Here is a 26,889-nt window from a genome sequence, read left to right on the forward strand (position 1 = left end):
GCACCGACGACCGCGGACGCCCAGGGCCGGACGCGTCAGCGGACGCCCAGGGCCGGACGCGTCAGCGGACGCCCAGGGCGACGCCGAGGAGCGACGCGGCGAGGCCGAGCACGAGCATGCCCCCGGTGTGCGCCGCGGCCTGGACGAGCCGCCGCTGGCGCAGCAGGCGCACGCCCTCGACGCTCGCCGTGCTGAACGTGGAGTACCCGCCGAGGAAGCCGACGCCCAGGACCGTCCCGACGTCGCCGAGCCCGGGGCGGCTCAGGACGAGGCCCGTGAGCAGCCCCAGCAGGAAGCACGAGGTGACGTTGACCAGGACCGTGCCGAGCGGGACGGAGAGCCGGTTGTGGCGGGCGACGAGGGTGTCGAGCACGAACCGGGCCGCGGCACCGAGCCCGCCGGCCAGGGCGGTCAGCAGGGCGATCATGCACCCGCCCGGCGCGGCTCGTGGGACCGGGACCGTGCCTCGGCGATCGCGACGCCGATCCCGGCGGCGGCGAGCCCGGCGACGACGCTGACCAGGGCGTACAGCACCCCGACCGTCGCGTGACCGCCCTGCAGGAGCCGCTCGACCTCGAGGATGAAGGTGCTGTAGGTCGTGAACCCGCCGACGAGCCCGGTGCCGCACCCCACGCGGACGGCGCGGCGCCAGCTTGTGTCCTCCCCGCCGCGCAGCAGCGACTCGAGGAGCACCCCGAGGAGAAACGACCCGGCGACGTTGATGAGGAACGTCGTCCAGGGCCACGCCCCGGCCTGCGCGGGCAGCGCAGCCTCCAGGTGCGCGCGGGCGGCGGTGCCGGCCGTCCCCCCGAGGGCCACCAGCACGGCGAGCCGGGGCAGGGAGGAGCGGCGGCGGCGCGCCGCCGGACGGCTCACCGCCACGGCGCCCCGAGGTCCTTCCAGTCCACCACGCTGAGCGGGACGGTCAGCACGGGCCGGTGCTGGTGGTGGGCCAGGTGCACCGCGACCGAGCCCTCCAGGAACTCGCGCATCCGGGCGGTGCTGCCAGGCGCGCGCGTGCCGACGACGATCACGGCCGCGTCCACCGCGCGGGCGAGGTGGGTGAGCGCCCGGTCGGGGCGGCCGGCGAGGTAGACGAGGTGCCACGGCACCTCCGCGTCGGCGAGGGCCGCGGTGAGCTGCTCCCGCAGCTCGGCGTGGATCTCGCGCCACCGGTCGTCGGCGGTGTCCGGGTCGATCGGCGCGTGGCGCACGCTGCCGTCGTCGAGCTCCTCGACGACGTAGCGCGAGGTGTCGACGTAGGCGAGGTAGAGCGCCGGGGCGCCGACCGCGCGTGCCCAGGACGCCGCCGTCAGGGCCACGAGATCCGGCTGCCCGGGGACGACGCCGACGACCGCCGGGTGCCCGGCCATGTCCACCATGCGCGACACGGCGGGCTGCGGCACCTGCCTCATCGAGACCTCCTCCCGCGGGCGTCCTCCTCCGGCCGAGCGTTCTTGGCCTGTCGAACGACCCCGACCCGTCGAGCGTCCACGCGCTACTGCTTCGCTGCCCTGGCGGCCGCCTTCGCGGCCTTCTTGTTCTCGCGCACGCGAGCGAGGGAGTCGGCGTCGACGATGTCGGCGACGGAGCGGAACGACCCCTCCTCGCCGTACGCGCCGGCGGCCTCCCGCCAGCCCGGCGCAGCGAGGCCGTACTGCTTGCCCAGGAGCGCGAGGAAGATCTTCGCCTTCTGCTCGCCGAAGCCCGGCAGGGCCTTGAGCCGGCGGAGCACCTCGCTGCCGTCCGGGTCGCCGCGGGTCCAGATGGCGGCGGCGTCGCCGTCGTACTCCTCGACGAGGGCCGCGCTGAGCGCCTGGATGCGCCCGGCCATCGACCCCGGGTAGCGGTGCACGGCCGGAGGTTGCCGGCACACCTCGGTCAGCTCGTCCGGGTTCATCGTGGCGAGGCGGCGCACGTCGAGCCCGCCGAGTCGGTCGGCCAGCTTGCCGGGGCCGGCGAAGGCGGTCTCCATCGCCACCTGCTGGTCGAGCAGCATCCCGACCAGGAGGGCGAACGGGTCCCGCGAGAGGAGCGCGTCCGCGGCGTCGTCGCCGGTGATGTGCAGGTCGTGGCTCATGCCCGCAGTCTGCCAGGCGGCACCGCCCCGCGGTGCGGCGGCGGGGCAACCCCGCGGCTCTTCCGTGCGGCCGGGACCAAGGTCCCCTGCCCGCGCCGGGGCCGGGGGTGAGGGTCTGACCGTGAGCGCCCCCACCCTCCGTGCCCGCCCGGCCGCCACCGTGCGGACGCAGCGGCACGACCCGGCCCAGCGTCCGTTGATCGTCATCTGGGAGGCCACCCGGGCGTGCGCCCTGGCGTGCCGCCACTGCCGCGCCGAGGCAGCCCCCGGTCGCCATGCGCGCGAGCTGAGCACCGACGAGGCGACCGCGCTGATGGAGCAGGTGGTCGCGTTCGGGCGGCCCTACCCGATCTTCGTCGTCACCGGCGGCGACTGCTTCGAGCGGGAGGACCTCGAGGAGATCGTGCGGCGAGGACGCGCGCTCGGGCTCGCCGTCGCCGTCTCGCCGTCGGGGACGGCCAGGCTCACGCGGGACGCGCTCGCCGGCCTCCACGAGGCCGGGGTCAACGTCCTCTCGCTCTCGCTGGACGGCGCCGACGCCACGACGCACGACGGCTTCCGCCGGGTGCCGCACACCTTCGACCGGACCGTCGCGGGCTGGCGCGCCGCCCGCGAGCTGGGCATGAAGGTCCAGGTCAACACGACCGTCGCCCGGCACGACGTGCACCAGCTCGCCGACATCGCCGCCCTGGTGCGCCGGGAGGGCGCGATGACGTGGAGCGGCTTCCTCCTCGTGCCGACCGGGCGCGGCGCCGATCTCGGGTCGCTCACCGCGCAGGAGGTCGAGGACGTCCTGAACTTCTTCTACGACATCGGCCACGCCGTACCGGTCAAGACCACCGAGGGGCACCACTTCCGCCGGGTGGCGCTCCAGCGGGCGGCCCTCGAGCGGCGCGGCGTCGACCACGAGGAGGTCATGCACCTCGGCCCGCTCTACCGCTGGTTGCGCGTGCGGGGATCACGTCTCGGCCTGCTCGACGCCGGCGACCGGGAGCGGCGCGCACCGATCAACGTCTCCTCCGCCAACGGCTTCGTGTTCGTCTCCCACCTCGGCACGGTCCACCCGAGCGGGTTCCTGCCGGTGGCGGCGGGCAACGTGCGCGTCACGCCGCTCACCGAGATCTACCGCTCGTCCCCGCTCTTCACCGCGCTGCGCGACCCGGACCGGCTCACCGGGAAGTGCGGCGCCTGCGAGTACCGCCGCATCTGCGGCGGCTCCCGCTCCCGCGCGTACGGCGTCACCGGGGACATGTTCGCGGAGGAGCCGTGGTGCGCCTACGTGCCCGGCACCTTCCCCTACCCGGAGGAGGTCGGCGCCCTCCCCGCGCGGTGAGACGCGGCGCGGGCACCCGGGCCGGTCACGCGATGCGCGACTCGGCCGTCTCCTCGCCGGACCCGGCTCCGGCGCCGTGCGGCCGGAGCTGCCCCACGTCGTCGCCGCGGCGGGCCAGCCCCGGCCCGCCGTCGTCCTCCCGCGTCCGCCGCCCGCCGTCGGCCCTCCCCCGGCCGAGCACGCCGGTGCGCGCCGGGTGCTCGACGACCTCCAGCTGGTCGAGCAGGAAGAGGAACGCCTCCGCGTACGGGTTGCCCTCGATCCGCGTTGCCACCTCCGCCCAGTCGACCTGCTCTCGGAGCGCGCGGGCCACGGGGAGCAGGTCGGAGAAGTTGCACCGCTGCTCGGTGAGCACCCGCATCTTCTCCGAGAGGATGTCGGTGGCCTGCATCACCGGCATGGGCACGCCGAAGACGTCGAAGGAATCGGCGCGCTCGAAGATCGCGTCCGGGACAGGCTCGCCGTCCAGCCGGAAGATGATGTCGACCAGGGCCTCGCCCTTGTAGGCCTTGAAGAGCCAGTTCTCCACCGGGTCCACGACGCGCAGCTCCGTCTCCGACAGCGCCTCCCAGGCGCTCGAGCGGTCCTGCTCGCGGATGACGAAGTCGGCGTCGTGCTCGGACTGCGGCGCGCCGTGCACCCACGCGGCGAACCCGCCCGCGAGCGCGAACGGGATGCCCGCACCGGAGAGGGCGGCGCCGACGATGCGCATGCCCTCGTGGAGATCCTGGCGGTCGCTGTCGTCCATGCGTTCGGGTTTACACGACGGCGCGCGCCCTCGCATCAGGACCGGCAGAATCGGCCCCGATGCGTATCGCGACCTTCAACATCCTCCACGGCCGGTCGCTCACGGACGACCGCGTCGACCTGGACCGCTTCGCCGACGCCGTGCGGACCCTCGACGCCGACGTGCTCGCCCTCCAGGAGGTGGACCGGGACCAGCCTCGCTCGCACGGCGCGGACCTCACCTCGGTCGCGGCCGAGGCGATGGGCGCCGTCGACCACCGGTTCGTCGCCACCATGCACGGCCTGCCGGAGCTCTGGACGGCCGCCACCGGCGAGGAGCAGCCGGAGTCGTCCGCCTACGGCATCGCCCTGCTCAGCCGGTTCCCCGTGGCGAAGTGGAAGGTCCTCGCGCTGCCGAGCCCCCACCAGCGGGTCCCGGTGACGTTCCCGGGCCGCACGCGCCCCGTGCTGGTCAAGGACGAGGCGCGCACCGCCCTGGCCGCGCTGGTGGTGACCGAGCGGGGGCCCGTCGCCGTGGTCGGCACCCACCTGACGTTCGTGCCCGACTGGAACGTCGCCCAGCTGCGCCACATCGTCAAGGCGACCCGGGACATGACACGCCCCTTCGTCCTGATGGGCGACCTGAACCTCGCCGGCGGGGAGCCCTCCCGGCACAGCGGCCTGCGGCCGCTGGTCACCGCCGCCACCTTCCCGCTCACCGAGCCCGCCGAGCAGCTCGACCACATCCTGGTCGACGGCGACGTCCGCACCACCGAGCCCGGCCGCTCCCACAACCTGGGCATGTCCGACCACCGCGCCCTCACGGTCGGCATCGAGCTCGGCCGGACGGAGACGCCGTCCGACGGCAGACCGCGGTCCGGCACCCGCACGCCCGCCCGGGTGGAGGCCGGGGCCGCGCGGTCGGCGTAGGCACGGGCCGCACCTGGGTAGGGTCGGACCCCGTGGACCAGCAGATCGCCGAGAACCTCGCCGCCGTGCGGCGCCGGATCGCCGACGCCGCCCGCGTCGTCGGGCGGGAGCCGGCGGAGGTCCGCCTGCTGCTCGCGGTGAAGACGCAGCCGGTGGCGGCGATCCGGGCTGCCCTGGACGCCGGCGCCGACCTGCTCGGCCACAACCGGGCGCAGGAGCTGCTCGCCACCGGGCCCGCCCTCGCCGAGGCCGGCGTCCCCGCGCACGAGATGCACTTCATCGGGCACCTGCAGTCCAACAAGGTGGGGCAGGTGCTCCGCTGGGCCACGTGCGTCCAGACCGTCGACACGCTGCGTCTGGCCGAGCGACTCGACGCCGCCGTCGCGCGCCGCCGGGCGGCCGGGGGCGACGGCGCAGCCGCACCCGGCGGGCCAGATCACTACGGCGCAGCCGCGCCCGAGGGGCCGCGCGCCCCGGGCGGCACGGCCCCGCTCGACGTCATGGTGCAGGTGAACACCTCCGGCGAGACCACGAAGGCGGGCGTGGAGCCGGCCCGGGCCACGGAGCTCGCCACCGCCGTCGCCGCGCTGCCGCACCTGCGGCTGCGCGGGTTCATGACGATCGGCGCCAACTCCCCAGACGGCGACGTCGTCCGCGCCTCGTACGAGGCGCTGGCCGCGGTGCGCGACCGCGTGCTGGCCACGGGCGCGCCCGGCACCGGCACGGCCCGCGAGCTCAGCATGGGGATGAGCGGCGACCTCGAGCTCGCCGTCGCCGCCGGGGCGACGATGGTGCGTGTGGGCACGGCCGTGTTCGGGGCCCGCCCGCCGGCCTGAGGGTCACGGCACCCGGTAGGTCCACTCCTCGGAGAGGAACTTCGTCGCCATCAGCTCCTCCGCGCGGGCGAGCTCCTCGGGCCGGTAGTCCGACAGCCGCGTGTCGTACCGGTCGCGGAAGTGCGCGATGAACGCGGCGACGATGTCCGCCCGGGCCATGCCCGTCTGCGAGCGCATCGGGTCCACGCGCTTGTTGGCGCTGCGGATGCCCTTGTCGGAGAGCTTCTCGCGGCCGATGCGCAGGACGTCGAGCATCTTGTCCGCGTCGATGTCGTAGCTCATCGTCACGTGGTGCAGCACCACGCCGGAGGCGAAGCGCTTCTGCGCCGCGCCGCCGATCTTGCCGTGCTCCGAGGCGATGTCGTTCAGCGGCACGTACCGCGCCCTGACGCCCACGTCCGCGAGCGCGCCGAGCACCCAGTCGTCGAGGAAGGCGTAGGACTGCTCGAAGCTCAGTCCCTCGACCAGCGACTCGGGGACGACGAGCGAGTACGTGATGCAGTTGCCCGGCTCCATGAACATGGCGCCGCCGCCGGAGATCCGGCGCACCACGGTCATGCCGTGGCGCTCGAGGGCCTCGGTGTCGACCTCGTTGCGCACGGACTGGAAGGAGCCGATGACGACGAGCGGGGCGTTCCACTCCCAGATGCGCATGGTCGGCCCACGCCGGCCCGCCGCCACCTCCTCGGGGATCACCTGGTCGAGCGCGACGTTCAGCGCCGGGTGCACCGGCTCGCCGTGGATGACGTCGAAGGTGTGGTCCCGCCAGCTCGTCGCGTGGCCCAGCGCCCGGCGCACCGCGATCCCGACGGACTCGGGGGTGAACCCCACGAGGCTGACGGTGTGGTCGACGGCATCCTCGATGGCCCGTGCGAGCTGGGCGGCGGTGGCGGTCTCCGGCATGCCGGTCAGCGCGGCGTTGAGATCCTCCAGCGCGTCGTCCGGCTCGAGGAAGAAGTCCCCGGAGAGCCGGGCCCGGGCGAGACGCCCGTCTTCGACGTCGACGTCGACCGCGACCAGCTTGCCGCCGGGAACCTTGTACTCACCGTGCATGGATCCACCCTAGATCCCGCCCGGCGCGGGACCGGCATGGGGTCCGTCACTCCTCCGCCGACGACGACGGCCGCGGCGGTCCCCCGACGACGGCGGGCGGTCCCCCGACGACGGCGGCGGGCCCCGACGAAGGCCGCCGGGGCCCTACGCCTCAGCGCGGCTCGACGCCGTGGTGGAGCAGGCCCCACACCACCGACTCGGTCAGTGCCTCCCAGCTGGCCTCGATGATGTTGGTCCCCACGCCCACGGTGGACCAGCTCTGCACGCCGTCGGAGGTCTCGATGAGCACCCGGATGATGGCGTCGGTGCCCTGCTGGCTGTCGAGGATGCGCACCTTGTAGTCGATGAGCTCGAAGTCCTCGATCTCCGGGTAGGTGCCGACCAGGGCGGCGCGGAGCGCGTGGTCGAGGGCGTTGACGGGGCCGTTCCCCTCGCCGGTGCTGATCATCCGGCCGTGCCCGGTGCGCAGCTTGACCGTGGCCTCGGAGTCGATCTGCCCGTCGCCGGGGCGGTGCTCGACGAAGGTGCGCCAGCTCTCGACGTCGAAGAAGCGGGGGGCGCGTCCGCCGTCGATCTCTGCGCGCAGCAGCAGCTCGAAGGAGGCGTCCGCGGCGTCGTAGGTGTAGCCGGCGGCCTCGGCGTCCTTCACGCGGGTGGTCACGCGGGTCAGCAGCTCGGACTGGCCGGTCAGGTCGAAGCCGAGCTCGCGGCCCTTGAGCTCGATGGAGGCCCGTCCGGCCATCTCCGAGACGAGCATGCGCATGTCGTTGCCCACGGCGACCGGGTCGATGTGCTGGTAGAGGTCCGGGTCGACACGGATGGCGGAGGCGTGCAGGCCGGCCTTGTGCGCGAACGCCGACGCACCCACGTAGGGCTGGCGCCCGTAGGGGCTGATGTTGGTGATCTCGGAGATTGCGTGGGCGATGCGGCTGGCCTCGGTCAGGCCCTCCCCCGCGAGCCCCTGGGTGCCTCGCTTGAGCGCGAGGTTGGCCACGCAGGTGAGCAGGTCGGCGTTCCCGGTGCGCTCCCCGTAGCCGTTCACCGTCCCCTGGAGGTGCCCGGCGCCGGCCGCGACGGCCGCGAGGGTGTTGGCGACGGCGCAGCCGGAGTCGTTGTGGGCGTGCATCCCGAGCCGGCCTGACGTGGCGGCGCGGACCTCGCCGACGACCTCGGCCACCTGGTCCGGCAGCATGCCGCCGTTGGTGTCGCACAGCACCACCGTCTCGGCGCCGGCCTCGAACGCGGTGCGCACGCAGCTGAGGGCGTAGGCCTTGTCGTAGCGGTAGCCGTCGAAGAAGTGCTCGGCGTCCAGGATCACCTCGCGGCCCAGGCCCACCAGGTAGCGCACCGTCGCCGCGATCATCCGCAGGTTCTCCTGGCCGTCGGTGCGCAGCGCGCGCTCGACGTGGCGGATGTCCGACTTGGCCACGAGCGTGACCACCGGCGCCTCGGACTCGACCAGCGCCTGGACCTGCGCGTCCTCGTGCGGCTGGGCGCCGGGTTTGCAGGTGGACCCGAACGCCGCCAGGCGCGCGTGGCGCAGGTCGAGCTCCTTCGCCGCACGGGCGAAGAACTCGGTGTCCTTGGGGATCGCGCCCGGCCAGCCGCCCTCGATGTAGCCCACGCCCAGCTCGTCGAGCAGGGCCGCGATGGCGAGCTTGTCCGCCACGGAGAGGTTCATCCCCTCCTGCTGGGCGCCGTCGCGCAGCGTCGTGTCGTAGACCTGGACGCTGGCCGCCGGCGCGCCTGGGCGCCGCGGGACGCCCGGGTCGGTGACGGCGGTGGGCCCGGTGGTGCTGGTCATACGGTGCTCCTCGCGAGAGGCCGTGCGGGCACGGCCGTGGATCCGACGTGCCCCTGCTCCCCGACGTGGGTGGTGCCGGTACCGGTTGCCGTCCAGGACCTTCCTGACCGGCGCTGCCGGAGGTGGTGGTCCCGGCAACAAAAAACCTCCCGGGGTACGGGAGGTATGCGCATCGGGCGGGTGTGCCTGATGCGCTAGCCGATAATGAGCTGGGACTGCGTCACGCCTCACAGTGTGCCACACCGGCCGGAGCGCGGACCATGCGCTCAGGATGCGGACCACCACCATGCGGTCCGCGCCGACCGCCCGTCCCTGCGGGTCGAGTCGGCCCACGAGCCGCAGGCCCGGCGAGAACGCCCTCCGTGCCCGTCGGCTGGTGCGGACGGGCACGGAGGGCGTTCTCGGCGCGAGGCACCGGCGGCCCGGTCAGGCTAGCCGGTACATCCAGTCGTGGGTGTCGGGCCGGAGCCCGTACTGGATGTCGGTCAGCTCGCCGTAGAGGCCGCTGGTGACCGCACCGGGCCGTCCGTCGGCCACGGTGACGTCGAAGCCGCTGCCCGCGAGCCGGCCGATCGGCGTGATGACTGCGGCGGTCCCGCAGGCGAACATCTCGGAGACCTCGCCGGAGCGGATCTGCTCCAGCAGCTCGGTGAGGTTGATCGTCTCCTCGCTGACCTTGCGCCCGGACTCGCGCAGCAGCTGCAGGATGGCGCCGCGGGTGCCGCCCTCGAGGATGGTCCCCGTCAGCGACGGGGTGCGCACGGCGCCGTCGGCCCCGACGACGAAGACGTTCATGCCCCCGAGCTCCTCGAGCTTGGTGCCTGTGGCGGCGTCGAGGAAGCAGACCTGCTCGAAGCCCTTCTCGTAGGCCTCCTGCTGCGGCAGCAGGGACGCGGCGTAGTTTCCGCCGGTCTTGGCCGCACCCATGCCGCCCGGCCCCACGCGGTGGTAGTCCTCCGCCACCCAGATCGCGACCGGCTCGAAGCCGTGAGCGAAGTACGGACCCACGGGCGAGGCGATGAGGAGGTACTCCACCTGGTGGGCGGAGCGCACACCGAGGAAGGGCTCGGTCGCGATCGCGAACGGGCGCAGGTACAGGCTCGAGCCGGGGACCGACGGGACCCAGCGGGCGTCGGCCGCGACCAGTGCGGCGAGGGAGGCGACGAAGTCCTCCTCGGGCAGCTCCGGCATGGCCAGGCGCCGCGCGGAGGCGTTGAAGCGGGCGGCGTTGAAGCCGGGCCGGAAGGTCCACACGGACCCGTCCGCGTGCCGGTACGCCTTGAGCCCCTCGAAGATCTCCTGGCCGTAGTGCAGGACGGCGGCGGCGGGCGAGAGAGTGAGCGGGCCGAACGCCTCCACCCGGTGGCCGTGCCACCCCTCGCGCGGGGTCCAGGTGGCGCGGGCCATGTGGTCGGTGAAGGAGACCCCGAAGCTGAGGTTGTCCATCACGGCGCTGAAGGCGTCCTCGCCCGCCGGCGCGGCGTTGACGGTCAGGGGGAAGCGGGGGGCGAGGTCGGCCGCGGCCGGCAGTTCGGCCGCGGTGGGCCCGGTCAGCGTGGAGAGCTGGTCGGACGAGGTGCTCATGGGGGACAACCCTTCTCGGGTGCGAGTGCTGGGGACGACGGTATCGCCGACGGCCCGTCGGCGGGAGGGCCGACGGGCTCGTGACGGGGCCGCGCGGGGCGGCGGGACGCTGCTCTCGGTCAGCCCGATACTCGGGCGCCGGAGGCTACCCGCGCCGCGAGGGCGTCGCCCACCGCGCTGGTGGAGCGCGGCGTGCCGTCGCGCTCGGCGATGTCGGCGGCGACCGCGTCGGCGACGCGGCGCGCCTCCTCGGTCAGGCCGAGGTGCTCGAGCATGAGGGAGACCGAGAGCACCGTGGCGGTGGGGTCGGCCTTCGCCTGGCCGGCGATGTCCGGCGCGGACCCGTGCACCGGCTCGAACATCGACGGGGTGGTGCGCTCGGGGTTGACGTTGCCGGAGGCGGCCAGCCCGATGCCGCCGGTGATGGCCGCCGCGAGGTCGGTGAGGATGTCGCCGAAGAGGTTGTCGGTGACGATGACGTCGAACCGGGACGGGTCGGTCACCAGGTAGATGGTCGCGGCGTCGACGTGCGCGTAGTCGACGCTGACCTCCGGGTACTCGGCCCCGACGGCCTCGACCGTGCGCCGCCAGAGGTGCCCGGCGTGCACGAGGACGTTGTGCTTGTGCACGAGCGTGAGCTTCTTGCGCGGGCGGGCCTGGGCGCGGGCGAACGCGTCCCGCACGACGCGCTCGACGCCGAACGCGGTGTTGACCGAGACCTCGTTGGCCACCTCGTGCGGGGTGCCGACGCGGATCGCGCCGCCGTTGCCGACGTAGGGGCCCTCGGTGCCTTCCCGGACGACGACGAAGTCCACGTCGCCGGGGTTCGCCAGCGGGGTCGGGACGCCGGGGTACAGGCGCGAGGGGCGAAGGTTGACGTAGTGGTCCAGGGCGAACCGGAGCTTGAGGAGGAGGCCTCGCTCGAGGACGCCGGACGGGACGGACGGGTCACCGATCGCGCCGAGCAGGATGGCGTCGTGCTGACGGATCGCGGCGAGGTCCTCGTCGGTGAGGGTCTCCCCGGTCCGGTGCCAGCGCTGGGCGCCGAGGTCGAAGGCGGTGCGCTCCACCGCGACACCCGAGCCGGCGAGGACGGTGTCGAGCACCTTGAGGCCCTCGGCGACCACCTCCGGGCCGATCCCGTCGCCCGCCACCACTGCCAGCTTGATCGTGCGCGTCATGAAGGCGAAACTACTCGGTCCGTCCACTGAGCGGGACCCGGATCTCACGATCCGAACATGGCCAAGGCTGCGTGGGTCCGCTCCTCCGGCGGCTCCCGCCCCGCACGGGAGCAATCCCCGCATCCCGGAGGTCCCCCGTCACGCGGCGACCGCCGCCGCGCCGGCGGCGCTCTGCCGCTCCCGCACAGCCAGCACGATCGCCCGCACGCCGCCCAGGAGCGCGACCCCCGCGGCGACGCTGAACGCCGCCGGGATGCCGCTCGACCGCGCGACCAGGCCGAGCAGGATCGGTCCACCGCCGATCCCCAGGTCGAGGAACGCACTGAGCGTGCCGGAGGCGGCGCCCCGCGCGTCCGCGCTGGCCCTCGCGAAGGCGGCAGCGAAGAGGGCGGGCGTGCTGAACGCGATGCCAAGCCCCATGACCCCCGCTCCGATCACAGCGCCGGCCGGGGAGGTCCACAGCGCCAGCACGGTCAGTCCGACGGCCATCGTCAGGATCGCGCAGGCGCCGAGCGGGAGCGGCGGGACGCGGTCCGGCACCCGCGCGCAGGCAATCCGGACGACGACGACCACGGCGCCGTAGGTGAGCAGGGGCAGGCTGGTGGTGGTCAGGCGCACATCGGCGGCGTGGAGCGCTGCGAACGCGAAGAACCCGCCCATGGCGACGGTGGAGGCCAGGAACGCCAGCCCCACCGGGAGCGATGCCCGGTGGATGAGGTGACGGGCGCCCTGCCCGAGCGGACCGGGCGGTCGCGTCTCGCCGATACCCAGCACGAGCGCCGCCGCACCAGCGGCCAGCACCGCCGCCCCCACCCAGGCGGCGGCGAACCCCACGGTCCGCACCAGGAGCTCGCCCAGCGGCGGACCGGCGGTGAGCCCGAGGTAGAGGCCGAGAGAGTTGTAGCTCAGGGCCTCCCCCATCCGGCTCTGCGGCGCCAGGTCCACGAGCGCCGCGACGGCGGCGACGAAGAAGGCGGCCTCGGCCGCGCCCAGCAGGAGGCGCAGCGCGACGACACCGCCCAGCGTCGCCGCCTGGGCCGTGAGCGCCAGGCACACGGCACAGAGCAGCGCGCCGGCGACCATGATCGGACGTCGGCCCCGGACGTCGGCCACGCGGCCGGCGAGGGGCCGCAGCATCAGCGCGACGACGGCGAAGGCGCCGAAGGCCAGCCCGACGCCCGCGGCGTCGGAGCCGACCGGTCCGGTGACGTAGACGGGGAGGGTGTAGATGGCGACGCCGGTGGCGCTGAAGTAGGCGAGCTCGGCCAGGGAGAGCAGGACGAACGGCCTCGTGAACAGCCGCTGTCTCTGTGCGGTCCGCCCGGACTCGATGTCCATGCGGCCATTGTCGGCGCGGGCGGCCGGGCGTACATGGGTAGATCTACGCACGGGTTCAGCGGCGCTCGAGGAGTCCGTGCTCCATGGCGAACAGCGCCGCGGCCGCCCGCGTGCTGGCACCGATGCGGACGTAGATGTCCTGGACGTGGTGCTCGGCGGTCCGCGGGGAGATGACGAGCAGGTCGGCGATGTCCCGGTTGGTCCGGCCCTGGGCCACCAGGCGGAGCACCTCGACCTGACGCTCGGTGAGGCCGGCGACCCCTCCGACGCGCGCGGTGCGCCGCCCGGCCGCCTGCAGGACCGCCGCGACGGCGTCCGGGTCCAGCCGGCCCGACCGGGCCTGCGCCGCGAGGTGGTCGGCGGCGTCCTCCCCGCCCGCCTCGACGCGCGTGCGGTACGCGTCCGCGGCGGCGAGGATCCGCGCCTCGAGGGAGAGGTCCGCCGCGCGCAGCCCGCGGTGGTAGCCGCTCCCGTCGCACCGTTCGTGGTGCGCTGCCGCGATCGTGGCGACGCCCGCCAGTGCGGGCGCACGCGCCAGGATCCGCTCCGTGAAGTAGGGGTGCAGACGCGCCTGGTCGTCCTCGGCCCGGGTGAGCGGGCCGACCTTGTTCCAGATGCGGCCCGAGACGGCGATGCGGCCGAGGTCGTGGAGGTGCCCGGCGAGCCGCAGCCGCCCGGCGTCGGCCGGCCGCAGGTGGCCCGCCGCGTCGGCGGCGAGACCGGCCACCGCGGCGGAGTGGCCGTGCAGTCGCGGGCTCTTGAGGTCCACGAGATCGCCGAAGGTACGGGCGACGTCCGCGAACGCGCGGTCGTCGACGTGGCGCACCGGGTCCGGCTCGAGACCGAGCACGACGTCGAGGGGGTCCGCAGTCCCGCCGTCGCCCGTTCCGACGGCCCCCGCCCCGACGGCGCCCGCCCCGCCGGCCCCCGCCCCGCCGTCGTCGACGGCGCTCCCGAGCAGCTCCGCCGTGCACGCCTCGACCAGGCGGGGGTCGAGCAGCGTCCCCGCACGCCGCCGCAGCTCGGCGAGAGCTGACCGTGGGTCCATGAGCAGCGCCAGCAGCACGGCGGCCCCTGCGACGTGAACGATCCGCGTCGCCAGCGGGATGTCCTCCCCCGCCACCGCCGGGTAGCCCTTCCCGTCCCACTGGCCGGTGACGTGCGCGAGCGCCCGGACGACGCCGTCGCCGAGGTCGAGACGCCGGGCGGCGTCGCTGGCGACCTCGCACGTCGCCCGCGGTGGGCCGTCGTCGCGCGCGGCCCGCACCGCCGAGAGCAGGGTCCGTCCCCGCCCCCGCCCGGACGCGGCGGCCACGCCCGGCACGAAGGTGCGCAAGACGTCGCCCGGGCGGGTCAGGTCCGCGACGAAGCTGTAGCGGACGACGGAGATGTCGTCACCGAAGAGGTGCGCGGCCTCCACCGAGGCGGCGGTGCAGCCGAGGTGCTCGAGGAGCGAGGCGTACAGGACCGTGCGGACGTCATCGTCCGGGCAGCCGACGGCACGGGCCAGCCGGACCGCCACCACGCAGCGGACGAGAGACTCGTCCGGCGGAGCACCGGTCCCCAGGTCCATCGCGCCGGAGAGGCCGCCGAGGATCCCCAGGAGTCGGATCACGCCGTCACGATGACAGGCGCCGGCGCCCACCGCAACGGTCCGCGGTCCGGGGAGGGCCCTACGCCGCGGGGTCATCGGGGGCGCTCACCGGGGATCGGCGTGGGCAGTGCCGATGAACGCGCCGTCGACGCCGGAGACGCCGCGACGGTGAGGACCCGGGCAGGGTCCTCACCGTCGCACGAGGTCGTCAGCGGCCGACGTGGCCCTCGACGTAGTCCGCGTCGCGGGAGTCGGTCCAGGCGAACAGCTTGCGCAGCTCGCGGCCGGTGGTCTCGATCGGGTGGTTCTCACCCTTGGCGCGCAGCTCCTTGAACTCCGGCGCGCCGGCGTCCTGGTCCTTGATGAACCGTTCGGCGAAGGCGCCGGACTGGACGTCGGCGAGAACCTTCTTCATGTTCTCCTTCACCTCGGGAGTGATGACGCGCGGGCCGGAGACGTAGTCGCCGTACTCCGCGGTGTCGGAGACGGACCAGCGCTGCTTGGAGATGCCGCCCTCCCAGATGAGGTCGACGATCAGCTTCATCTCGTGGAGCACCTCGAAGTAGGCGATCTCGGGCTGGTAGCCCGCCTCGGTGAGGACCTCGAAGCCGTTCTGGATGAGCGCCGAGACGCCGCCGCACAGCACGGCCTGCTCGCCGAAGAGGTCGGTCTCGGTCTCCTCGGTGAAGGTGGTCCTGATGCCCGCCGCGCGCAGTCCGCCGATCGCCTTGGCGTAGCTCAGCGCGACCTCCCAGGCGTGGCCCGAGGCGTCCTGCTCCACGGCGACGATCACCGGCACGCCGCGGCCGGCCTCGTACTCGCGGCGCACGGTGTGGCCCGGACCCTTGGGGGCGACCATGGCGACGTCGTGCCCGGCGGAGGGCTTGATGTAGCCGAAGCGGATGTTGAACCCGTGCGCGAAGAAGATCGCGGCGTCGTCCTTGAGGTTGGGCTCGATCTCGTCGGCGAAGAGGCCGCGCTGGGCCTGGTCCGGGGCGAGGATCATGACCACGTCCGCCTCCTTGACGGCGTCGGCCACGGTGGCGACCTTCAGGCCCTCCTCCTCGGCCTTGGCGCGGGAGGTGGAGCCCTCGCGCAGGCCGACGACGACGTCGACGCCGGAGTCGCGCAGGTTCAGCGCGTGCGCGTGCCCCTGGCTGCCGTAGCCGATGATGGCGACCTTCTTGGACTGGATGACGGACAGGTCGGCGTCGTCGTCGTAGAAAAGCTCGGCCACGGTAGTTCTCCTTCGGTTGGACTTACGGGTGTTCGTCAGGACTTCTGGGGCGCCGTCGGGTCAGGCCGGCCGGACGCTGCGCTCGACGGCACGGTCCGTCATCGAGCGAGAGCCGCGCGCGATGGCGACGGCGCCGGACTGGACGATCTCACGCACGCCGTGCGGCTCGAGGGCCGTGAGCAGGGCGCGGACCTTGTTCTCGGACCCGGTGGCCTCGATGGTCACGGCGTCCGGGGCGACGTCGACGACGTGCGCCCGGAAGAGCTCGACGACCTGGAGGACGGCGGTCCGGGAGGCGTCGTCGGCGCGCACCTTGACCAGCAGCAGCTCGCGCTGGACGGAGACGTCGGGCTCGAGCTCGACGATCTTGAGAACGTTCACCAGCTTGTTGAGCTGCTTGGTCACCTGCTCCAGCGGCAGCTCGGCGGCGTCCACGACCACGGTGATGCGGGAGATCTCCGGGTGCTCGGTCGGCCCCACGGCCAGGGAGTGGATGTTGAAGGCGCGGCGGGCGAAGAGGGCGGCCACGCGCGTGAGGACGCCCGGCTTGTTCTCCACCAGCACGGACAGGGTGTGCCTGGTGCTCATCTGCTGCTCCTCACTCGTCGCGGTCCCACGCCGGGGTGATCCCGTGCGCGTACTGGATGTCGTCGTTGCTCACGCCGGCCGCCACCATCGGCCAGACCATCGCGTCCCGGCTGACCACGAAGTCGACGACGACGGGCTGATCGTCGATCTCCATGGCCCGCTTGATCGTGGCGTCGACGTCGGCGGTGGAGGTGCAGCGCAGGCCGACGCAGCCGTAGGCCTCGGCGAGCTTGACGAAGTCGGGGATGTGCTTGGTCTCGTGACCGGTGTGCAGGTCCGTGTGGGAGTAGCGGCCCTCGTAGAACAGGGTCTGCCACTGGCGCACCATGCCGAGGGAGGAGTTGTTGATCAGGGCGACCTTGATCGGGATCTCCTCCAGGGCGCAGGTGGCCAGCTCCTGGTTGGTCATCTGGAAGCAGCCGTCGCCGTCGATGGCCCACACGGTGGCGTCGGGGCGGCCGACCTTGGCGCCCATCGCGGCAGGGACCGCGTAGCCCATGGTCCCCAGGCCGCCGGAGTTCAGCCACGTCCGGGGGTGCTCGTAGCTGATGAACTGCGCCGCCCACATCTGGTGCTGGCCGACGCCGGAGACGTAGACGCTCTCGGGCCCCGAGATCTCTCCGAGCCGGGAGATGACGTGCTGCGGGGCCATGAGGCCGTCCTCGGTCGGCGCCCACCCGAGCGGGTAGGTGTGGCGCAGCTCGTCGAGCTGCTTCCACCACTTCTCCAGGTCCGGCAGCCCGTGCTGCGCGTGGGCCGCCCGGAGCTCGACGGTCAGGTCGGCGACGACCTCCTTCAGGTCGCCGACGATCGGCACGTCCGCCGTGCGGTTCTTCGAGATCTCGGCGGGGTCGATGTCCGCGTGGACGATCGTCGCCCTGGGCGCGAAGCTGTCGAGCCTGCCCGTCACACGGTCGTCGAAGCGGGCGCCGAGCGCGACGATCAGGTCCGCCTGCTGGAGCGCGGCCACCGCGGGCACCGTGCCGTGCATCCCCGGCATGCCCAGGTTCTGCGGGTGGGAGTCGGGGACCGCGCCGCGGGCCATGAGCGTGGTGACGACGGCGGCACCCGAGACGTTGACCAGCTCCGCCAGCTCGCGGGCCGCGTTCGCGCGGATGGCGCCGCCGCCGACGTAGAGGACGGGCTTGCGCGCCGTGGCGAGCAGGCGGGCGGCCTCGCGCACCTGGCGGGCGTGGGGCTTGGTGACCGGGTGGTAGCCGGGCAGGTCCATCTCGGGAGGCCAGACGAACTGGGACGCCGCCTGCTGGGCCGACTTCGCGATGTCGACGAGGACGGGACCGGGCCGGCCGGTGGAGGCGATGTGGAACGCCTCGGCGATGCGGGCCGGGATCTCGTCGGCGTCCGTCACGAGGAAGGAGTGCTTCGTCACGGGCATCGTCGCGCCCACGATGTCCGCCTCCTGGAAGGCGTCGGTGCCGATCATGGACGCGCCGACCTGCCCGGTGATCGCGACCAGCGGGACGGAGTCCATGTGGGCGTCCGCCAGCGGCGTGATGAGGTTCGTCGCGCCCGGGCCGGAGGTCGCCATGCACACGCCCACGCGGCCGGTGGCGGCGGCGTAGCCGGTTGCGGCGTGGCCGGCTCCCTGCTCGTGGCGCACGAGGATGTGGCGGAGCTTCGTGGAGTCGAACAGCGGGTCGTAGGTGGGCAGGATCGCACCGCCCGGCATGCCGAAGATGGTGTCGACGCCCTGCTCCTCGAGCGCGCGGACGATGTTGCGCGCGCCCGTCGAGCGCTCGGTGACGGTCGCCCGTGGCGCTACGGCCGGCGCCGCCCGGACAGCAGGGGCCGCCGGCGCGGCGGGGCGAGGGGGCGCCGGGTGCGGTGCCTTGGCCATCTTGTGCCTCCTGGGTCGGGTGGTGCGGTGCTGGTGCGGTGCCGGGCATGAAAAAACCCCTCGTCCCGGGCGGGGATGTCGAGGGGGTGCGCGCAGCAGGTCCCGTCAGCGGGCTGCGACGCGCTGGGTAAGTACTACGGTCCGGAACTGCATGGTCCTCACCATAGCCCGGCGTGCGGCGCGCGTCACGCCCGAGGTCGCTCGTCTCACATCGTGGAGCACGGATCCGCCCAGTGGGACGTCCGGCGCCCCACCGTCGCCTCACCCGCCGGGCGGAGCGACGGTCAGTCGCGACCCTGCCACGTGCGCACGCAGGCCTCGTTGCCCTCGGCGTCCGCGAGCACCCACCACGACGGCGCGTAGACGTCGCTGACGAGGTGCCCGCCCGCCTGGAGCGCCGCCCGCACGCGCGCCTCCGCCTCGTCGTGCGGCAGGTGGACGTCGACGTGGATGCGCCCCCGCCCGGGGCGGGGCAGATCCATCTGCTGGAACCACAGGCCGGGCGAGCGCGCGTCGGGATCCTCCAGGTCGACGGCGCCGGCCTCGTCCTGCTCCGGACCCACCCTCGTGCGGTAGCCCAGGACCGCCTGCCAGAACGGCAGCACCGCGGGGATGTCGAGCGCGTCGACGGCGATCTCCACGGCACGCGGACGGCCGGGCTCGGCCGGCATCCCGAGCTCCGCCGCGGCGGCGCCGATGCGCCCGGCGAGGGAGACGTCCCGCTCGGTGAGCCCGTGCGCGGCGTGCGTGGTGAGCGCGACGTGCACGCGGTAGTACCGCAGGTCGACGTCCGGGTGGTGGTTCATCTCCTCGGCCACCTCGCCGATGCGCCGGACCAGCTCGATGCCGCGGGTCATCGAGCCCGACCGGAACGTCGCGTGCAGCCGGCCCGCCAGCACCCGCCAGTCCTGCAGACCCGGGCGCGACTGGACGTCCTCGTCCCTGAGCACCTTCATGTGTGCAGCCTGGCACGCGCGCGATGGACCGTCGAGGGGCGCGCGAGTCGTTCGCGCCCCCCTCACTCCGGCTGCGCCGCCGGCGCCGGGCAACGGCGGGACGAGCACAGGCCCGGTGACCCAGCCGACACCGCACCCGTGACGTCCGGCCCGGCGCACCGGACGAACCGCCGGATACCGTCGTACCGACGCGGTCGGTGACCGCCGCGTTCACCGCACGGCCCAGGGAGCCAACCCATGCTCGAGACGCTCGCCGCCCAGCCGCTCGTCCTGCTCTTCCTCGTCATCGGTGTCGGGGCGCTGGTCGGCCGCGTGAGCGTCCGCGGCGTCTCCCTGGGGGCCGCGGCGGTCCTGTTCACCGCCATCGGTCTCGGCGCGTGGGGGGCGAGCAACGGTGTCGCACTCGCCATCCCCCCGGTCGTCGGCTCGCTCGGCCTGGCCCTCTTCGCGTTCGTCACCGGCATCTCCTCGGGCCCGAACTTCTTCCACTCGCTGCGCACCGCCTGGCCGCTGATGCTCGCCGTCGCCCTCGCGCTGGTGGCGGGGGCGGGCACCGCCGTCGGGCTCGGGAACGCGCTCGGGCTCGGGCGCGAGACCGTGGCGGGCACCTTCGCGGGCGCACTGACGAACACCCCGGCCCTCGCCGCCGCCGGCGGAACCCCGGAGGCGACCGTCGGGTACTCCGTGGCCTACCTCTTCGGCGTGCTCGGGATGCTCGTGATCTCCTCGCTCGCGCTGCGCTACCGGGGGGAGGACACGGACGCCCCCTCCCCCGTCGTCGACCGGACGGTGCGGGTGGACCGCGACGACCGGCCGACCGTGGCGGAGATCCAGCACCGGCACGGCGAGGAGCTCCGGTTCTCCCGCATCCGGCACACGGAGGAGGGACCGGCCGAGCCCGTCGGCGCGGGCGACGTTCTCGCGCGCGGCGACGTCGTGACGGTGGTCGGTCCCGCCCCGGTGGTCGAGGCTGCGGTCGCGGAGCTCGGCCACCTCTCCTCGCACGACCTCGTCGCCGACCGCAGCCGGCTCGACAACCGGCGGATCACCATCTCGACCCTGGCGCACGCGGGGCGGACGGTCGCGCAGCTGGGCCTGGAGGAGAAGTTCCAGGCGACCGTGGTGCGGGTGCGGCGCGGGGACGTCGACCAGGTGGCGGTGCCGAGCATGCCGCTCCAGCTGGGCGACCGGGTCCGGGTCGTCGCGCCGCGCGAGCGGATCGGCGAGGTGACGGCGTACCTCGGCGACTCCGCGCGCGGGCTGTCGGACATCAACCCCGCCGCCCTCGGTCTCGGGCTCGTCGCCGGGCTGCTGCTGGGCGAGCTGCCGATCCCGGTCCCGGGCGGTGACTCCTTCTCGATCGGCGCGGCCGCCGGCACGCTGCTCGTCGGGCTGGTCATGGGCCGGGTGGGCCGGGTCGGGCCGGTGGTCACGTCGCTGCCCCAGACGGCGACCGCGGTGCTCTCGGAGATCGGCCTGCTGGTCTTCCTCGCCTACGCCGGGGCCAACGCCGGGGGCCAGATCCTGAACGCGTTCGCCTCCGGGGACGTCGTGACGATCCTGGTGCTCGGCGCGGCCGTGACGTGTGTGGTGGGGGTCGGCCTGTACGCGGTGATGCGGTGGGGCTTCCGGAGCGGCGGTACCCGCCTGTCGGGGATCATCGCGGGCGCGCAGACGCAGCCAGCCCTGCTGGCCTTCGCCAACGGCAGCACCGGTCACGACCCGCGGGTCGCCCTGGGTTACGCGCTCGTCTACCCGACGGCGATGGTCGTCAAGATCCTGCTGGCCCAGGTGCTCGGCGGGGCGTGAGGTCCTCGGCTGCTCGTGCGGCGGCCGGGGCGGTCACGCGCCCCCTGCGCGCCTGACCGCCCCTCCTCAGCCGGGTGACCGCCCCTCCTCAGCCGGGTGACCGCCCCTCCTCAGCCGGCCGTGCTGCCCCTCGGCGGGCGCCGCCGCCTCAGCCCGCCGGTCGCTCGAAGGTCACGAGGAGGCCCTCCACACCGCCCGGCCCCACGCGTCCCTTGACGTCGGTCGAGGTGATGGCCTTGAGCTGCCACCCCTGGCGGGCGTGGTCGTTGAGAAGCTTCTCGAGCTTGTCGGCCGAGATCTTCCCGCCGATCATCCCCTCGCGGAGCTGGACCACCTTGTACTCGTAGCTCATGCGTTCTCCCTCTGTCGCTCTCCACCGGTGGAACGAACGACGGGGCCCGGGGTTCCCGCGCCCGCGCCCGGCCGGGCGAGCACCGGCCGGCCGCCGGCGGCCGCGGAGCCGTCGAGGTCCCAGACGGTCACGGCGCCCGGCAGCGCGTCGGGCTCGTCGCTCGCTGCCACGATCACGCCCGGGTAGTCGCGCCAGAGCCGGTCGACCACCTCGCGGCCTCCCTGGCCCAGCCGCGTGTCCACCCGGTCCAGGACCACCAGCGCCGGCTCCCCGTAGATCGCCCGGGCCAGCAGCACCCGCATGCGCTCGCTGGCCGTCAACGGCTCGCCCCCACGGCGCAGCACGGTCCGCTCACCGCGCTCGAGCGCCGCGACCCGGGCCGCCAGGCCCACCGACTCGAGCACCTCGCCCACCGGCGCCGTGCTCTCCGGGGCGCGGTAGCGCACCGCCCGCGCGAGCGTCCCGCGCTCGAGGACGTCCGTGCTGGCCGCGGTCCCGACGAGCAGCCGGCGCTGCGTGGCCGGCAGCCCCTCGAGCGGATAGCCCGAGACGCGCACCCACGCCTCCGGGATGCGCATCACTCCTGCCACGACGGCCAGCGTCTCGTCCTCCCGGCCGGCGTCGGAGCTGCGCACCAGGACCCGCGAGCCCGGCAGGGCGACCAGCTCGGGCGCCCGGACGCCGCGCACGACCAGGTCACCGACGTGGACCACGCCGTGCTGGCTCCGGGTCCGCGCCGTCACCGGCGGGTGCGGGCCGTACCGGCGCCGCAGGCGAAGCTCCCGGGCCCGGTGCGCCCTGCCGTCGGCAAGCACCGGCGCGAGGATGCGGCGGGCGGCCAGGAACGCCTGGCGGTACTCCACCACCCTGCCCAGGTCGGTCACCGGACCGGCGACCAGCCCGACGATCGTCAGCGCCCCGGCGACGGCGGCCCCCGACGTCTCGAACCAGGCGCCGACGGCGGCCACGGCGGCGAGCGCGAGCGCGGAGGCGAGTGCCGCGGCACCGCGAAGCGCCCCGGCCACCCGCGACCGCTCCACGGCGGCCTCGGCGACGGCGGCGCTGAGCTTGTCGAGCTGCCGCAGCTCGCGCCGTTCCCCGCCGGCGGCGCGGATCGTCCGGGCGGCCGTGACCGTCTCGGACACCGCGGTGGCGAGACGGCCCCGACGACGGCGCAGCTCGTGCGAGCGCTGGAACGCCGGCCCGGCGAGTGCGGCCAGCGCGGCGCCCAGCACGAGCATCGGCGCGGCGACCGCGACGGCGAGCGCCGGGTCGAGGACCGCCAGGGCCACCGTGGCGCCGAGGATCGTGGGCACCCCGACCACCAGCGGCGTGATGCCGAGCGCCACCCAGTTGCGGACGGCGGAGAGGTCGTTCGTCGTCCGGGCGACCGTGATGCCCAGCCCCGGTCCCCGGTGCGTGGTCAGCGCGGCGCCGAGCAGACCGCGGCGCAGCTCGCGCACGTAGTCCTGGCTGAGCCGCTCGGCCCGGACCTTCTCCTGGGCCCGCAGCACCCCGACACCGACCGCGGCCACGAAGAGCACCACGGTCATGGTGAGCCGCTCCCGCTCGCTGTCCGTCGCAAGGAGCGCGGACAGCGCCAGGGCCGTCGTGACGGCGCACGCCGCCTGCCCCGCCCCGGTGGCCACGAGCCCGAGCAGCCGACGGCGCCGGCGTCCGTGCCACAGCGGCGGGAACCCGTCTCCCCGACCCGCGGTCATCGCGGGAGGAGTGCGGTCGCGGCCTCCGGCTCGGTCAGGTCGAAGGTCGGCAGCACGGCCACGTCGACGGCCGCCGTCGCCTCGCGCGTGGCCAGGGGCGAGGAGGTCAGGACGCCGCTGACGGCGGCGACGTCGATCCCCGCCGCCCGCAGGAGCCCGACGCCCGCGGTCGCGCCGAGAGCGTCACCCGCGGCGAAGACCACCCGGTCCACGACGGCTCGGAAGAGCGGGTCGCGGAGCAGTCGCCCCGTCTCGGCCTGGTAGATGCCGTCGGCTATCTCCACGACGACGACGTCGGGCCCCGTGGCGGCAAGGGCGTGGACGAGCGAGGCAAGGAGCGCGCGCACCCGGCCGTGGTCGAGGCGGAAGGTGGAGGGGAGGCCGAAGTCGGTGAAGTCGAGGACCGCGGATGCTCCGGCGTCGGCGAAGAGGCGCGGGTCTCCCCCGGCGCCGGTGCCAGTCACCTTGCCCGCGGCGACGGCCAGGCCGGACGAGACCAGCCCGCGCACGAGGCAGGCGAGCGTCGTGGACTTGCCGGAGTTCATGGACGTGCCGAGCACGGCGATGACAGTGGGCCGTCCGGTCGGGAAGCGCCCGTGCGGGGCGCCCGGGACGTCGGGGAGCAGCCGCTGCGGCGCGAGCCGGCCGAGGGTGACGACACCCTGGTCGTCGGCGAGGAGCCCGAGCGGCTCGAGGGTCGTGGCGTCCTCCATGCGCGCGTGCTGTCCCGTGACCACGCCGGTGAGGCCGCCGGCCGCCACGAGGTGCGTGTGCCGCAGATCGTCGGGGACCTCGGCCTCGAACTGGTCAGGGGCGTAGCGGTGCCCGTAGGCGACCAGGACCTCGTCACCGACGAAGAGGGTCTGGCGCCGGCTCCCGGGGCCCTCGAGCCGCTTGTGCTGGCCGAGCCGGACCACCCGCGCCAGCACGACGTCGCCGGCCGAGGGCCGGACCTCCGCGCCGGTGAGCAGGCCGTAGCCTCGCGCGTCCGCAGCCAGGCGCTCCGCGAGGTACCGGGTGGTGTAGGCCTTCTTCGCCCACCTGAGCCTCAGCTCCGGGATCTCCTGGCGTGCGCCCCCTGGAGGCAGGGCTGCGGCCCCCGGTTCAGATGAGAGGCCCGGTTCGTCGCCGGCGAACGGGCTGCCCGTGAACGGGGTGGTCGAGGCGGTGACAGTCATGGTGGTTCCCTCCGAGCCGACGTCGACAGCTCTCCCGACGGCGGATTGCGGCCGGTGCTGTCCGGAAAGACGTTAGGCAGGGCCGGTGAAGAGCAGATGATGGCGCCATGAGAGGACCCTCATCGCCTGGACACCTCACGTTCACCCGCCGACGGGGCCACGAGTGACTCGCCCGTCGGGCGGCCCACCCGCCCCGGCGGGCCGCCTCGTCGGTGGCCACCTCTATCCGCGGGCTGCCCCCTCGTCGGGTGACTCACCCCTAGGCGGGCCGCTCCCTCGTCGGGTGACTCACCCCTAGGCGGGCCGCCGGCGCTGGCAGCCCGCCGTGCCGGAGTCGGTCAGCTCGGCGGGCAGGCGCAAGGGGACGGACGGCCCGCCCCCTCAGGGGCGGGCCTTCCGTTCCAATCTTTCAGCTCGCTCTACTCGAGGATCGCGCCGCGGGAGGCGGACTGCACCAGCTTGGTGTACTTGCCCAGCACACCGCGGGTGAACTTGGGCGGGAGCGGCGCCCACCCCGCTCCGCGTCGGGCAAGCTCCTCCTCGTCGACGAGCAGGTCCAGCCGGCCCGCCGCCACGTCGAGACGGATCCGGTCGCCGTCCTGGACGAAAGCGATGGGGCCGCCGTCAACGGCCTCGGGCGCGATGTGACCGACGCACAGCCCGGTGGTTCCGCCGGAGAACCGCCCGTCGGTCATGAGCAGGACGTCCTTACCGAGGCCCGCGCCCTTGATGGCACCCGTGATGGCGAGCATCTCGCGCATCCCGGGGCCGCCCTTGGGCCCCTCGTAACGGATCACGACGACGTCGCCGTGGGTGATCGTGCCGTCCTCGAGCGCGTCCATCGCGGCCCGCTCCCGGTCGAACACGCGGGCGGTCCCCTCGAAGACGTCAGACTCGAACCCGGCCGACTTCACGACGGCGCCCTCGGGGGCGAGGCTGCCGTGCAGGATCGTGATGCCGCCCGTCTCGGCCACCGGCTCGGATGCGGGACGCAGCACACGCCCGTCCGGGGCCGGCGGGTTGAGCTTCTCAAGATTCTCGGCGACGGTCTTCCCCGTCACGGTCATGCAGTCCCCGTGGAGCAGGCCGGCCTCGAGGAGCTGCTTCATGACCACCTGGATGCCACCCACGCGGTCCACGTCGTTCATGACGTACTTGCCGTACGGCTTCAGGTCAGCGATGTGCGGAACCTTCGCGCCGATACGGGAGAAGTCCTCGAGCGTGAGATCGACGTCCGCCTCGTGGGCGATCGCGAGCAGGTGGAGCACCGCATTGGTCGACCCACCGAAGGCCTGCACGACGGCGATCGCATTCTCGAACGCGTCCTTCGTCATGATGTCGCGAGCGGTGATCCCCAGCCGCAGCATCTCGACAACGGCCTCACCGGCGCGGCGCGCATCGGCGTCGCGGCGACGGTCCGCCGACGGCGGGGACGCTGAACCCGGCACCGACATCCCGATCGCCTCGGCCACGGTAGCCATGGTGTTCGCGGTGTAGTACCCGCCGCAGGCGCCCTCGCCCGGGCAGATGGCCCGCTCGATGCGGTCGAGGTCCTCCCGGCTCATGAGGCCGCGGGAACACGCGCCGACGGCCTCGAACGCATCGATGATGGTGACGTCCTTCTCGGTGCCGTCGGAGAGCTTCACCCAGCCGGGCATGATGGTGCCGGCATAGATGAACACGCTCGCCAGGTCCAGCCGGGCCGCGGCCATGAGCATCCCCGGCAGCGACTTGTCGCACCCGGCGAGCAGGATCGAGCCGTCGAGCCGCTCCGCCATCATCACGGTCTCGACCGAGTCCGCGATGACGTCGCGGGAGACGAGCGAGAAGTGCATCCCCTCGTGACCCATGGAGATGCCGTCCGAGACCGAGATCGTCCCGAACTGCAGCGGGTAGCCGCCGCCGGCGTGGACACCTTCCTTGGCGGCCTGTGCGAGCCGGTCGAGCGAGAGGTTGCAGGGGGTGATCTCGTTCCACGAGCTGGCGATGCCGATCTGCGGTTTGGCGAAGTCCTCGTCGCCCATGCCGACGGCGCGGAGCATCCCGCGGGCGGCGGTCGCTTCGAGGCCGTCGGTGACGGTGCGGCTGCGGGGCTTGATGTCCGGGCCGGACATGGCATCAGTGCTCATGCGCTCGAGTCTAGGACCCGTCCGTTCCCGGCCACCTCACCGGGCCGAACTGCGGGACGGCCGCAGAATCAGGAAAAGATCGATCGGCCAGCGGGCACCGTCTCTGTCCCCCGAAGATCGTCATGGTGGACCCTCGAGCATGTGGCGGTCGCGGCGTTCAAAACGGGCCTGGTCTGGGCGCAGAATGTCATCCGCCGGCGAATGCGGAGAAAGCCTCCTGCCCAGCGGAAAACGATCTGCCGGCGAATGCTCGTGCCGACGATCGCCCGTGCCTGCGAGACTCCCCGTGCCGGCCGCGCGAGGAAGAACCGCAGGACGTGGGGCCGCACCGTCGAAGAATCGGCCCGGAAGGTGCTGACAAGTGGCCTGCCGCCCGAACGGTGCACGCGAGCCGCGCAGCAAGAAATGCCCAGCCCGGCTCGCCCCGTCCGGGAATGCAGGAATAGCCCCCACCGGTGGTGGGGGCCATTCCTTTAATGGGTGTTCGGCGGTGTCCTACTCTCCCACACAGTCTCCCGTGCAGTACCATCGGCGCTGAGGGGCTTAGCTTCCGGGTTCGGAATGGGACCGGGCGTTTCCCCCTCGCTATGACCGCCGTAACT

Annotated in this window: 23 protein-coding genes and 1 rRNA gene; 4 read left to right on the plus strand and 20 right to left on the minus strand. The window is 73.8% G+C overall.

Features of this window, described 5'->3' with window-relative positions:
* Positions 1 to 61: 61 nt before the first annotated feature.
* The 4 genes from KZX45_RS15880 to KZX45_RS15895 all read right to left on the minus strand — a co-directional run bounded on the left by KZX45_RS15880 (position 62) and on the right by KZX45_RS15895 (position 2,080).
* Positions 62 to 427, minus strand: a complete 366-nt coding sequence (locus KZX45_RS15880) for a CrcB family protein (protein ID WP_248258726.1) — start codon at positions 425 to 427, stop codon at positions 62 to 64.
* Positions 424 to 882, minus strand: coding sequence for a CrcB family protein (locus KZX45_RS15885; protein WP_248258727.1), 459 nt, complete (start codon positions 880 to 882; stop codon positions 424 to 426). The genes KZX45_RS15880 and KZX45_RS15885 overlap by 4 nt, the downstream gene beginning before the upstream one ends.
* On the minus strand, positions 873 to 1,415 hold the full coding sequence (locus KZX45_RS15890) for a universal stress protein (protein ID WP_248258728.1): 543 nt from the start codon (positions 1,413 to 1,415) through the stop codon (positions 873 to 875). The genes KZX45_RS15885 and KZX45_RS15890 overlap by 10 nt, the downstream gene beginning before the upstream one ends.
* 83 nt (positions 1,416 to 1,498) lie before the next feature.
* A complete protein-coding gene (locus KZX45_RS15895; protein WP_248258729.1) occupies positions 1,499 to 2,080 on the minus strand; it encodes an HhH-GPD-type base excision DNA repair protein in 582 nt (193 codons plus the stop codon).
* Between the two features lie 121 nt (positions 2,081 to 2,201).
* Here KZX45_RS15895 and KZX45_RS15900 point away from each other — a divergent pair, with 121 nt between their 5' ends.
* The gene (locus tag KZX45_RS15900) at positions 2,202 to 3,413 is read left to right on the plus strand and encodes a TIGR04053 family radical SAM/SPASM domain-containing protein (RefSeq protein ID WP_248258730.1); all 1,212 of its coding nucleotides are present in this window, start codon (positions 2,202 to 2,204) and stop codon (positions 3,411 to 3,413) included.
* A 25-nt stretch (positions 3,414 to 3,438) separates the two neighbouring features.
* On the opposite strand, the gene KZX45_RS15905 is transcribed toward KZX45_RS15900, so the two are convergent.
* A complete protein-coding gene (locus tag KZX45_RS15905) occupies positions 3,439 to 4,161 on the minus strand; it encodes a hypothetical protein (protein ID WP_248258731.1) in 723 nt (240 codons plus the stop codon).
* Positions 4,162 to 4,220: 59 nt separating this feature from the next.
* Here KZX45_RS15905 and KZX45_RS15910 point away from each other — a divergent pair, with 59 nt between their 5' ends.
* Both KZX45_RS15910 and KZX45_RS15915 read left to right on the plus strand, forming a co-directional pair.
* The gene (locus tag KZX45_RS15910) at positions 4,221 to 5,069 is read left to right on the plus strand and encodes an endonuclease/exonuclease/phosphatase family protein (RefSeq protein WP_248258732.1); all 849 of its coding nucleotides are present in this window, start codon (positions 4,221 to 4,223) and stop codon (positions 5,067 to 5,069) included.
* A 32-nt stretch (positions 5,070 to 5,101) separates the two neighbouring features.
* Entirely contained in the window at positions 5,102 to 5,905 is an 804-nt protein-coding gene (locus KZX45_RS15915; protein WP_248258733.1) for a YggS family pyridoxal phosphate enzyme, read from the plus strand.
* A 3-nt stretch (positions 5,906 to 5,908) separates the two neighbouring features.
* On the opposite strand, the gene KZX45_RS15920 is transcribed toward KZX45_RS15915, so the two are convergent.
* The 10 genes from KZX45_RS15920 to KZX45_RS15965 form a co-directional block, all read right to left on the minus strand.
* Entirely contained in the window at positions 5,909 to 6,958 is a 1,050-nt protein-coding gene (locus KZX45_RS15920; protein ID WP_248258734.1) for a lipoate--protein ligase family protein, read from the minus strand.
* Positions 6,959 to 7,109: 151 nt separating this feature from the next.
* The gene (cimA, locus tag KZX45_RS15925; protein WP_282453783.1) at positions 7,110 to 8,762 is read right to left on the minus strand and encodes a citramalate synthase; all 1,653 of its coding nucleotides are present in this window, start codon (positions 8,760 to 8,762) and stop codon (positions 7,110 to 7,112) included.
* A gap of 426 nt (positions 8,763 to 9,188) precedes the next feature.
* On the minus strand, positions 9,189 to 10,346 hold the full coding sequence (locus KZX45_RS15930; RefSeq protein WP_248258735.1) for a branched-chain amino acid aminotransferase: 1,158 nt from the start codon (positions 10,344 to 10,346) through the stop codon (positions 9,189 to 9,191).
* A 119-nt stretch (positions 10,347 to 10,465) separates the two neighbouring features.
* On the minus strand, positions 10,466 to 11,527 hold the full coding sequence (locus KZX45_RS15935) for a 3-isopropylmalate dehydrogenase (RefSeq protein ID WP_248258736.1): 1,062 nt from the start codon (positions 11,525 to 11,527) through the stop codon (positions 10,466 to 10,468).
* A 138-nt stretch (positions 11,528 to 11,665) separates the two neighbouring features.
* The gene (locus KZX45_RS15940) at positions 11,666 to 12,865 is read right to left on the minus strand and encodes an MFS transporter (protein ID WP_248258737.1); all 1,200 of its coding nucleotides are present in this window, start codon (positions 12,863 to 12,865) and stop codon (positions 11,666 to 11,668) included.
* A 55-nt stretch (positions 12,866 to 12,920) separates the two neighbouring features.
* Positions 12,921 to 14,480 carry an HD domain-containing phosphohydrolase gene (locus KZX45_RS15945; RefSeq protein ID WP_248258738.1) on the minus strand — a complete coding sequence of 520 codons (1,560 nt, stop codon included), beginning with the start codon at positions 14,478 to 14,480 and terminating at the stop codon, positions 12,921 to 12,923.
* A gap of 187 nt (positions 14,481 to 14,667) precedes the next feature.
* Positions 14,668 to 15,735, minus strand: a complete 1,068-nt coding sequence (gene ilvC / locus KZX45_RS15950) for a ketol-acid reductoisomerase (protein WP_282453802.1) — start codon at positions 15,733 to 15,735, stop codon at positions 14,668 to 14,670.
* A gap of 21 nt (positions 15,736 to 15,756) precedes the next feature.
* Positions 15,757 to 16,284, minus strand: a complete 528-nt coding sequence (gene ilvN / locus KZX45_RS15955; protein WP_248258740.1) for an acetolactate synthase small subunit — start codon at positions 16,282 to 16,284, stop codon at positions 15,757 to 15,759.
* 10 nt (positions 16,285 to 16,294) lie between these two features.
* Positions 16,295 to 18,142 carry an acetolactate synthase large subunit gene (locus KZX45_RS15960; RefSeq protein ID WP_248258741.1) on the minus strand — a complete coding sequence of 616 codons (1,848 nt, stop codon included), beginning with the start codon at positions 18,140 to 18,142 and terminating at the stop codon, positions 16,295 to 16,297.
* A gap of 284 nt (positions 18,143 to 18,426) precedes the next feature.
* Positions 18,427 to 19,098, minus strand: coding sequence for a 4a-hydroxytetrahydrobiopterin dehydratase (locus tag KZX45_RS15965; RefSeq protein ID WP_248258742.1), 672 nt, complete (start codon positions 19,096 to 19,098; stop codon positions 18,427 to 18,429).
* 237 nt (positions 19,099 to 19,335) lie between these two features.
* Between KZX45_RS15965 and KZX45_RS15970 the strand changes: the two genes are divergently transcribed.
* Positions 19,336 to 20,907: an aspartate:alanine exchanger family transporter gene (locus KZX45_RS15970; RefSeq protein ID WP_248258743.1), complete on the plus strand. Its 1,572-nt coding sequence runs from the start codon at positions 19,336 to 19,338 to the stop codon at positions 20,905 to 20,907.
* Between the two features lie 148 nt (positions 20,908 to 21,055).
* Here the strand turns inward: KZX45_RS15970 and KZX45_RS15975 are convergent, their stop codons facing one another.
* From KZX45_RS15975 to rrf, 5 genes are all read right to left on the minus strand, one after another.
* Positions 21,056 to 21,259, minus strand: a complete 204-nt coding sequence (locus KZX45_RS15975; protein WP_248258744.1) for a DUF4177 domain-containing protein — start codon at positions 21,257 to 21,259, stop codon at positions 21,056 to 21,058.
* Positions 21,256 to 22,980 (minus strand): ABC transporter ATP-binding protein, encoded by a 1,725-nt coding sequence (locus KZX45_RS15980; protein WP_248258745.1) that lies wholly within the window; start codon positions 22,978 to 22,980, stop codon positions 21,256 to 21,258. Before KZX45_RS15980 ends, KZX45_RS15975 begins: the two co-directional genes overlap by 4 nt.
* Positions 22,977 to 24,158: a DUF1611 domain-containing protein gene (locus KZX45_RS15985; protein WP_248258746.1), complete on the minus strand. Its 1,182-nt coding sequence runs from the start codon at positions 24,156 to 24,158 to the stop codon at positions 22,977 to 22,979. Before KZX45_RS15985 ends, KZX45_RS15980 begins: the two co-directional genes overlap by 4 nt.
* Before the next feature lie 419 nt (positions 24,159 to 24,577).
* Complete coding sequence (gene ilvD, locus KZX45_RS15990; protein ID WP_248258747.1) at positions 24,578 to 26,287, minus strand: dihydroxy-acid dehydratase; 1,710 nt, start codon at positions 26,285 to 26,287, stop codon at positions 24,578 to 24,580.
* A gap of 482 nt (positions 26,288 to 26,769) precedes the next feature.
* Positions 26,770 to 26,886 (minus strand): 5S ribosomal RNA (gene rrf / locus KZX45_RS15995).
* Positions 26,887 to 26,889: the final 3 nt, after the last annotated feature.

Source organism: Georgenia sp. EYE_87, from assembly GCF_023148685.1.
Classification (GTDB): Bacteria; Actinomycetota; Actinomycetes; order Actinomycetales; family Actinomycetaceae; genus Georgenia.

Bases quoted from the DNA above. Each gene is read 5' to 3' on its own strand.
- KZX45_RS15970 (WP_248258743.1), top strand. From the start codon at position 19,336: ATGCTCGAGACGCTCGCCGCCCAGCCGCTCGTCCTGCTCTTCCTCGTC.
- KZX45_RS15975 (WP_248258744.1), bottom strand. From the start codon at position 21,259: ATGAGCTACGAGTACAAGGTGGTCCAGCTCCGCGAGGGGATGATCGGC.
- KZX45_RS15985 (WP_248258746.1), bottom strand. From the start codon at position 24,158: ATGACTGTCACCGCCTCGACCACCCCGTTCACGGGCAGCCCGTTCGCC.
- KZX45_RS15960 (WP_248258741.1), bottom strand. From the start codon at position 18,142: ATGGCCAAGGCACCGCACCCGGCGCCCCCTCGCCCCGCCGCGCCGGCG.
- KZX45_RS15910 (WP_248258732.1), top strand. From the start codon at position 4,221: ATGCGTATCGCGACCTTCAACATCCTCCACGGCCGGTCGCTCACGGAC.
- KZX45_RS15935 (WP_248258736.1), bottom strand. From the start codon at position 11,527: ATGACGCGCACGATCAAGCTGGCAGTGGTGGCGGGCGACGGGATCGGC.
- KZX45_RS15940 (WP_248258737.1), bottom strand. From the start codon at position 12,865: ATGGACATCGAGTCCGGGCGGACCGCACAGAGACAGCGGCTGTTCACG.
- KZX45_RS15890 (WP_248258728.1), bottom strand. From the start codon at position 1,415: ATGAGGCAGGTGCCGCAGCCCGCCGTGTCGCGCATGGTGGACATGGCC.
- KZX45_RS15930 (WP_248258735.1), bottom strand. From the start codon at position 10,346: ATGAGCACCTCGTCCGACCAGCTCTCCACGCTGACCGGGCCCACCGCG.
- KZX45_RS15965 (WP_248258742.1), bottom strand. From the start codon at position 19,098: ATGAAGGTGCTCAGGGACGAGGACGTCCAGTCGCGCCCGGGTCTGCAG.
- KZX45_RS15880 (WP_248258726.1), bottom strand. From the start codon at position 427: ATGATCGCCCTGCTGACCGCCCTGGCCGGCGGGCTCGGTGCCGCGGCC.
- KZX45_RS15905 (WP_248258731.1), bottom strand. From the start codon at position 4,161: ATGGACGACAGCGACCGCCAGGATCTCCACGAGGGCATGCGCATCGTC.
- KZX45_RS15980 (WP_248258745.1), bottom strand. From the start codon at position 22,980: ATGACCGCGGGTCGGGGAGACGGGTTCCCGCCGCTGTGGCACGGACGC.
- KZX45_RS15920 (WP_248258734.1), bottom strand. From the start codon at position 6,958: ATGCACGGTGAGTACAAGGTTCCCGGCGGCAAGCTGGTCGCGGTCGAC.
- cimA (WP_282453783.1), bottom strand. From the start codon at position 8,762: ATGACCAGCACCACCGGGCCCACCGCCGTCACCGACCCGGGCGTCCCG.
- KZX45_RS15895 (WP_248258729.1), bottom strand. From the start codon at position 2,080: ATGAGCCACGACCTGCACATCACCGGCGACGACGCCGCGGACGCGCTC.
- ilvN (WP_248258740.1), bottom strand. From the start codon at position 16,284: ATGAGCACCAGGCACACCCTGTCCGTGCTGGTGGAGAACAAGCCGGGC.
- ilvD (WP_248258747.1), bottom strand. From the start codon at position 26,287: ATGAGCACTGATGCCATGTCCGGCCCGGACATCAAGCCCCGCAGCCGC.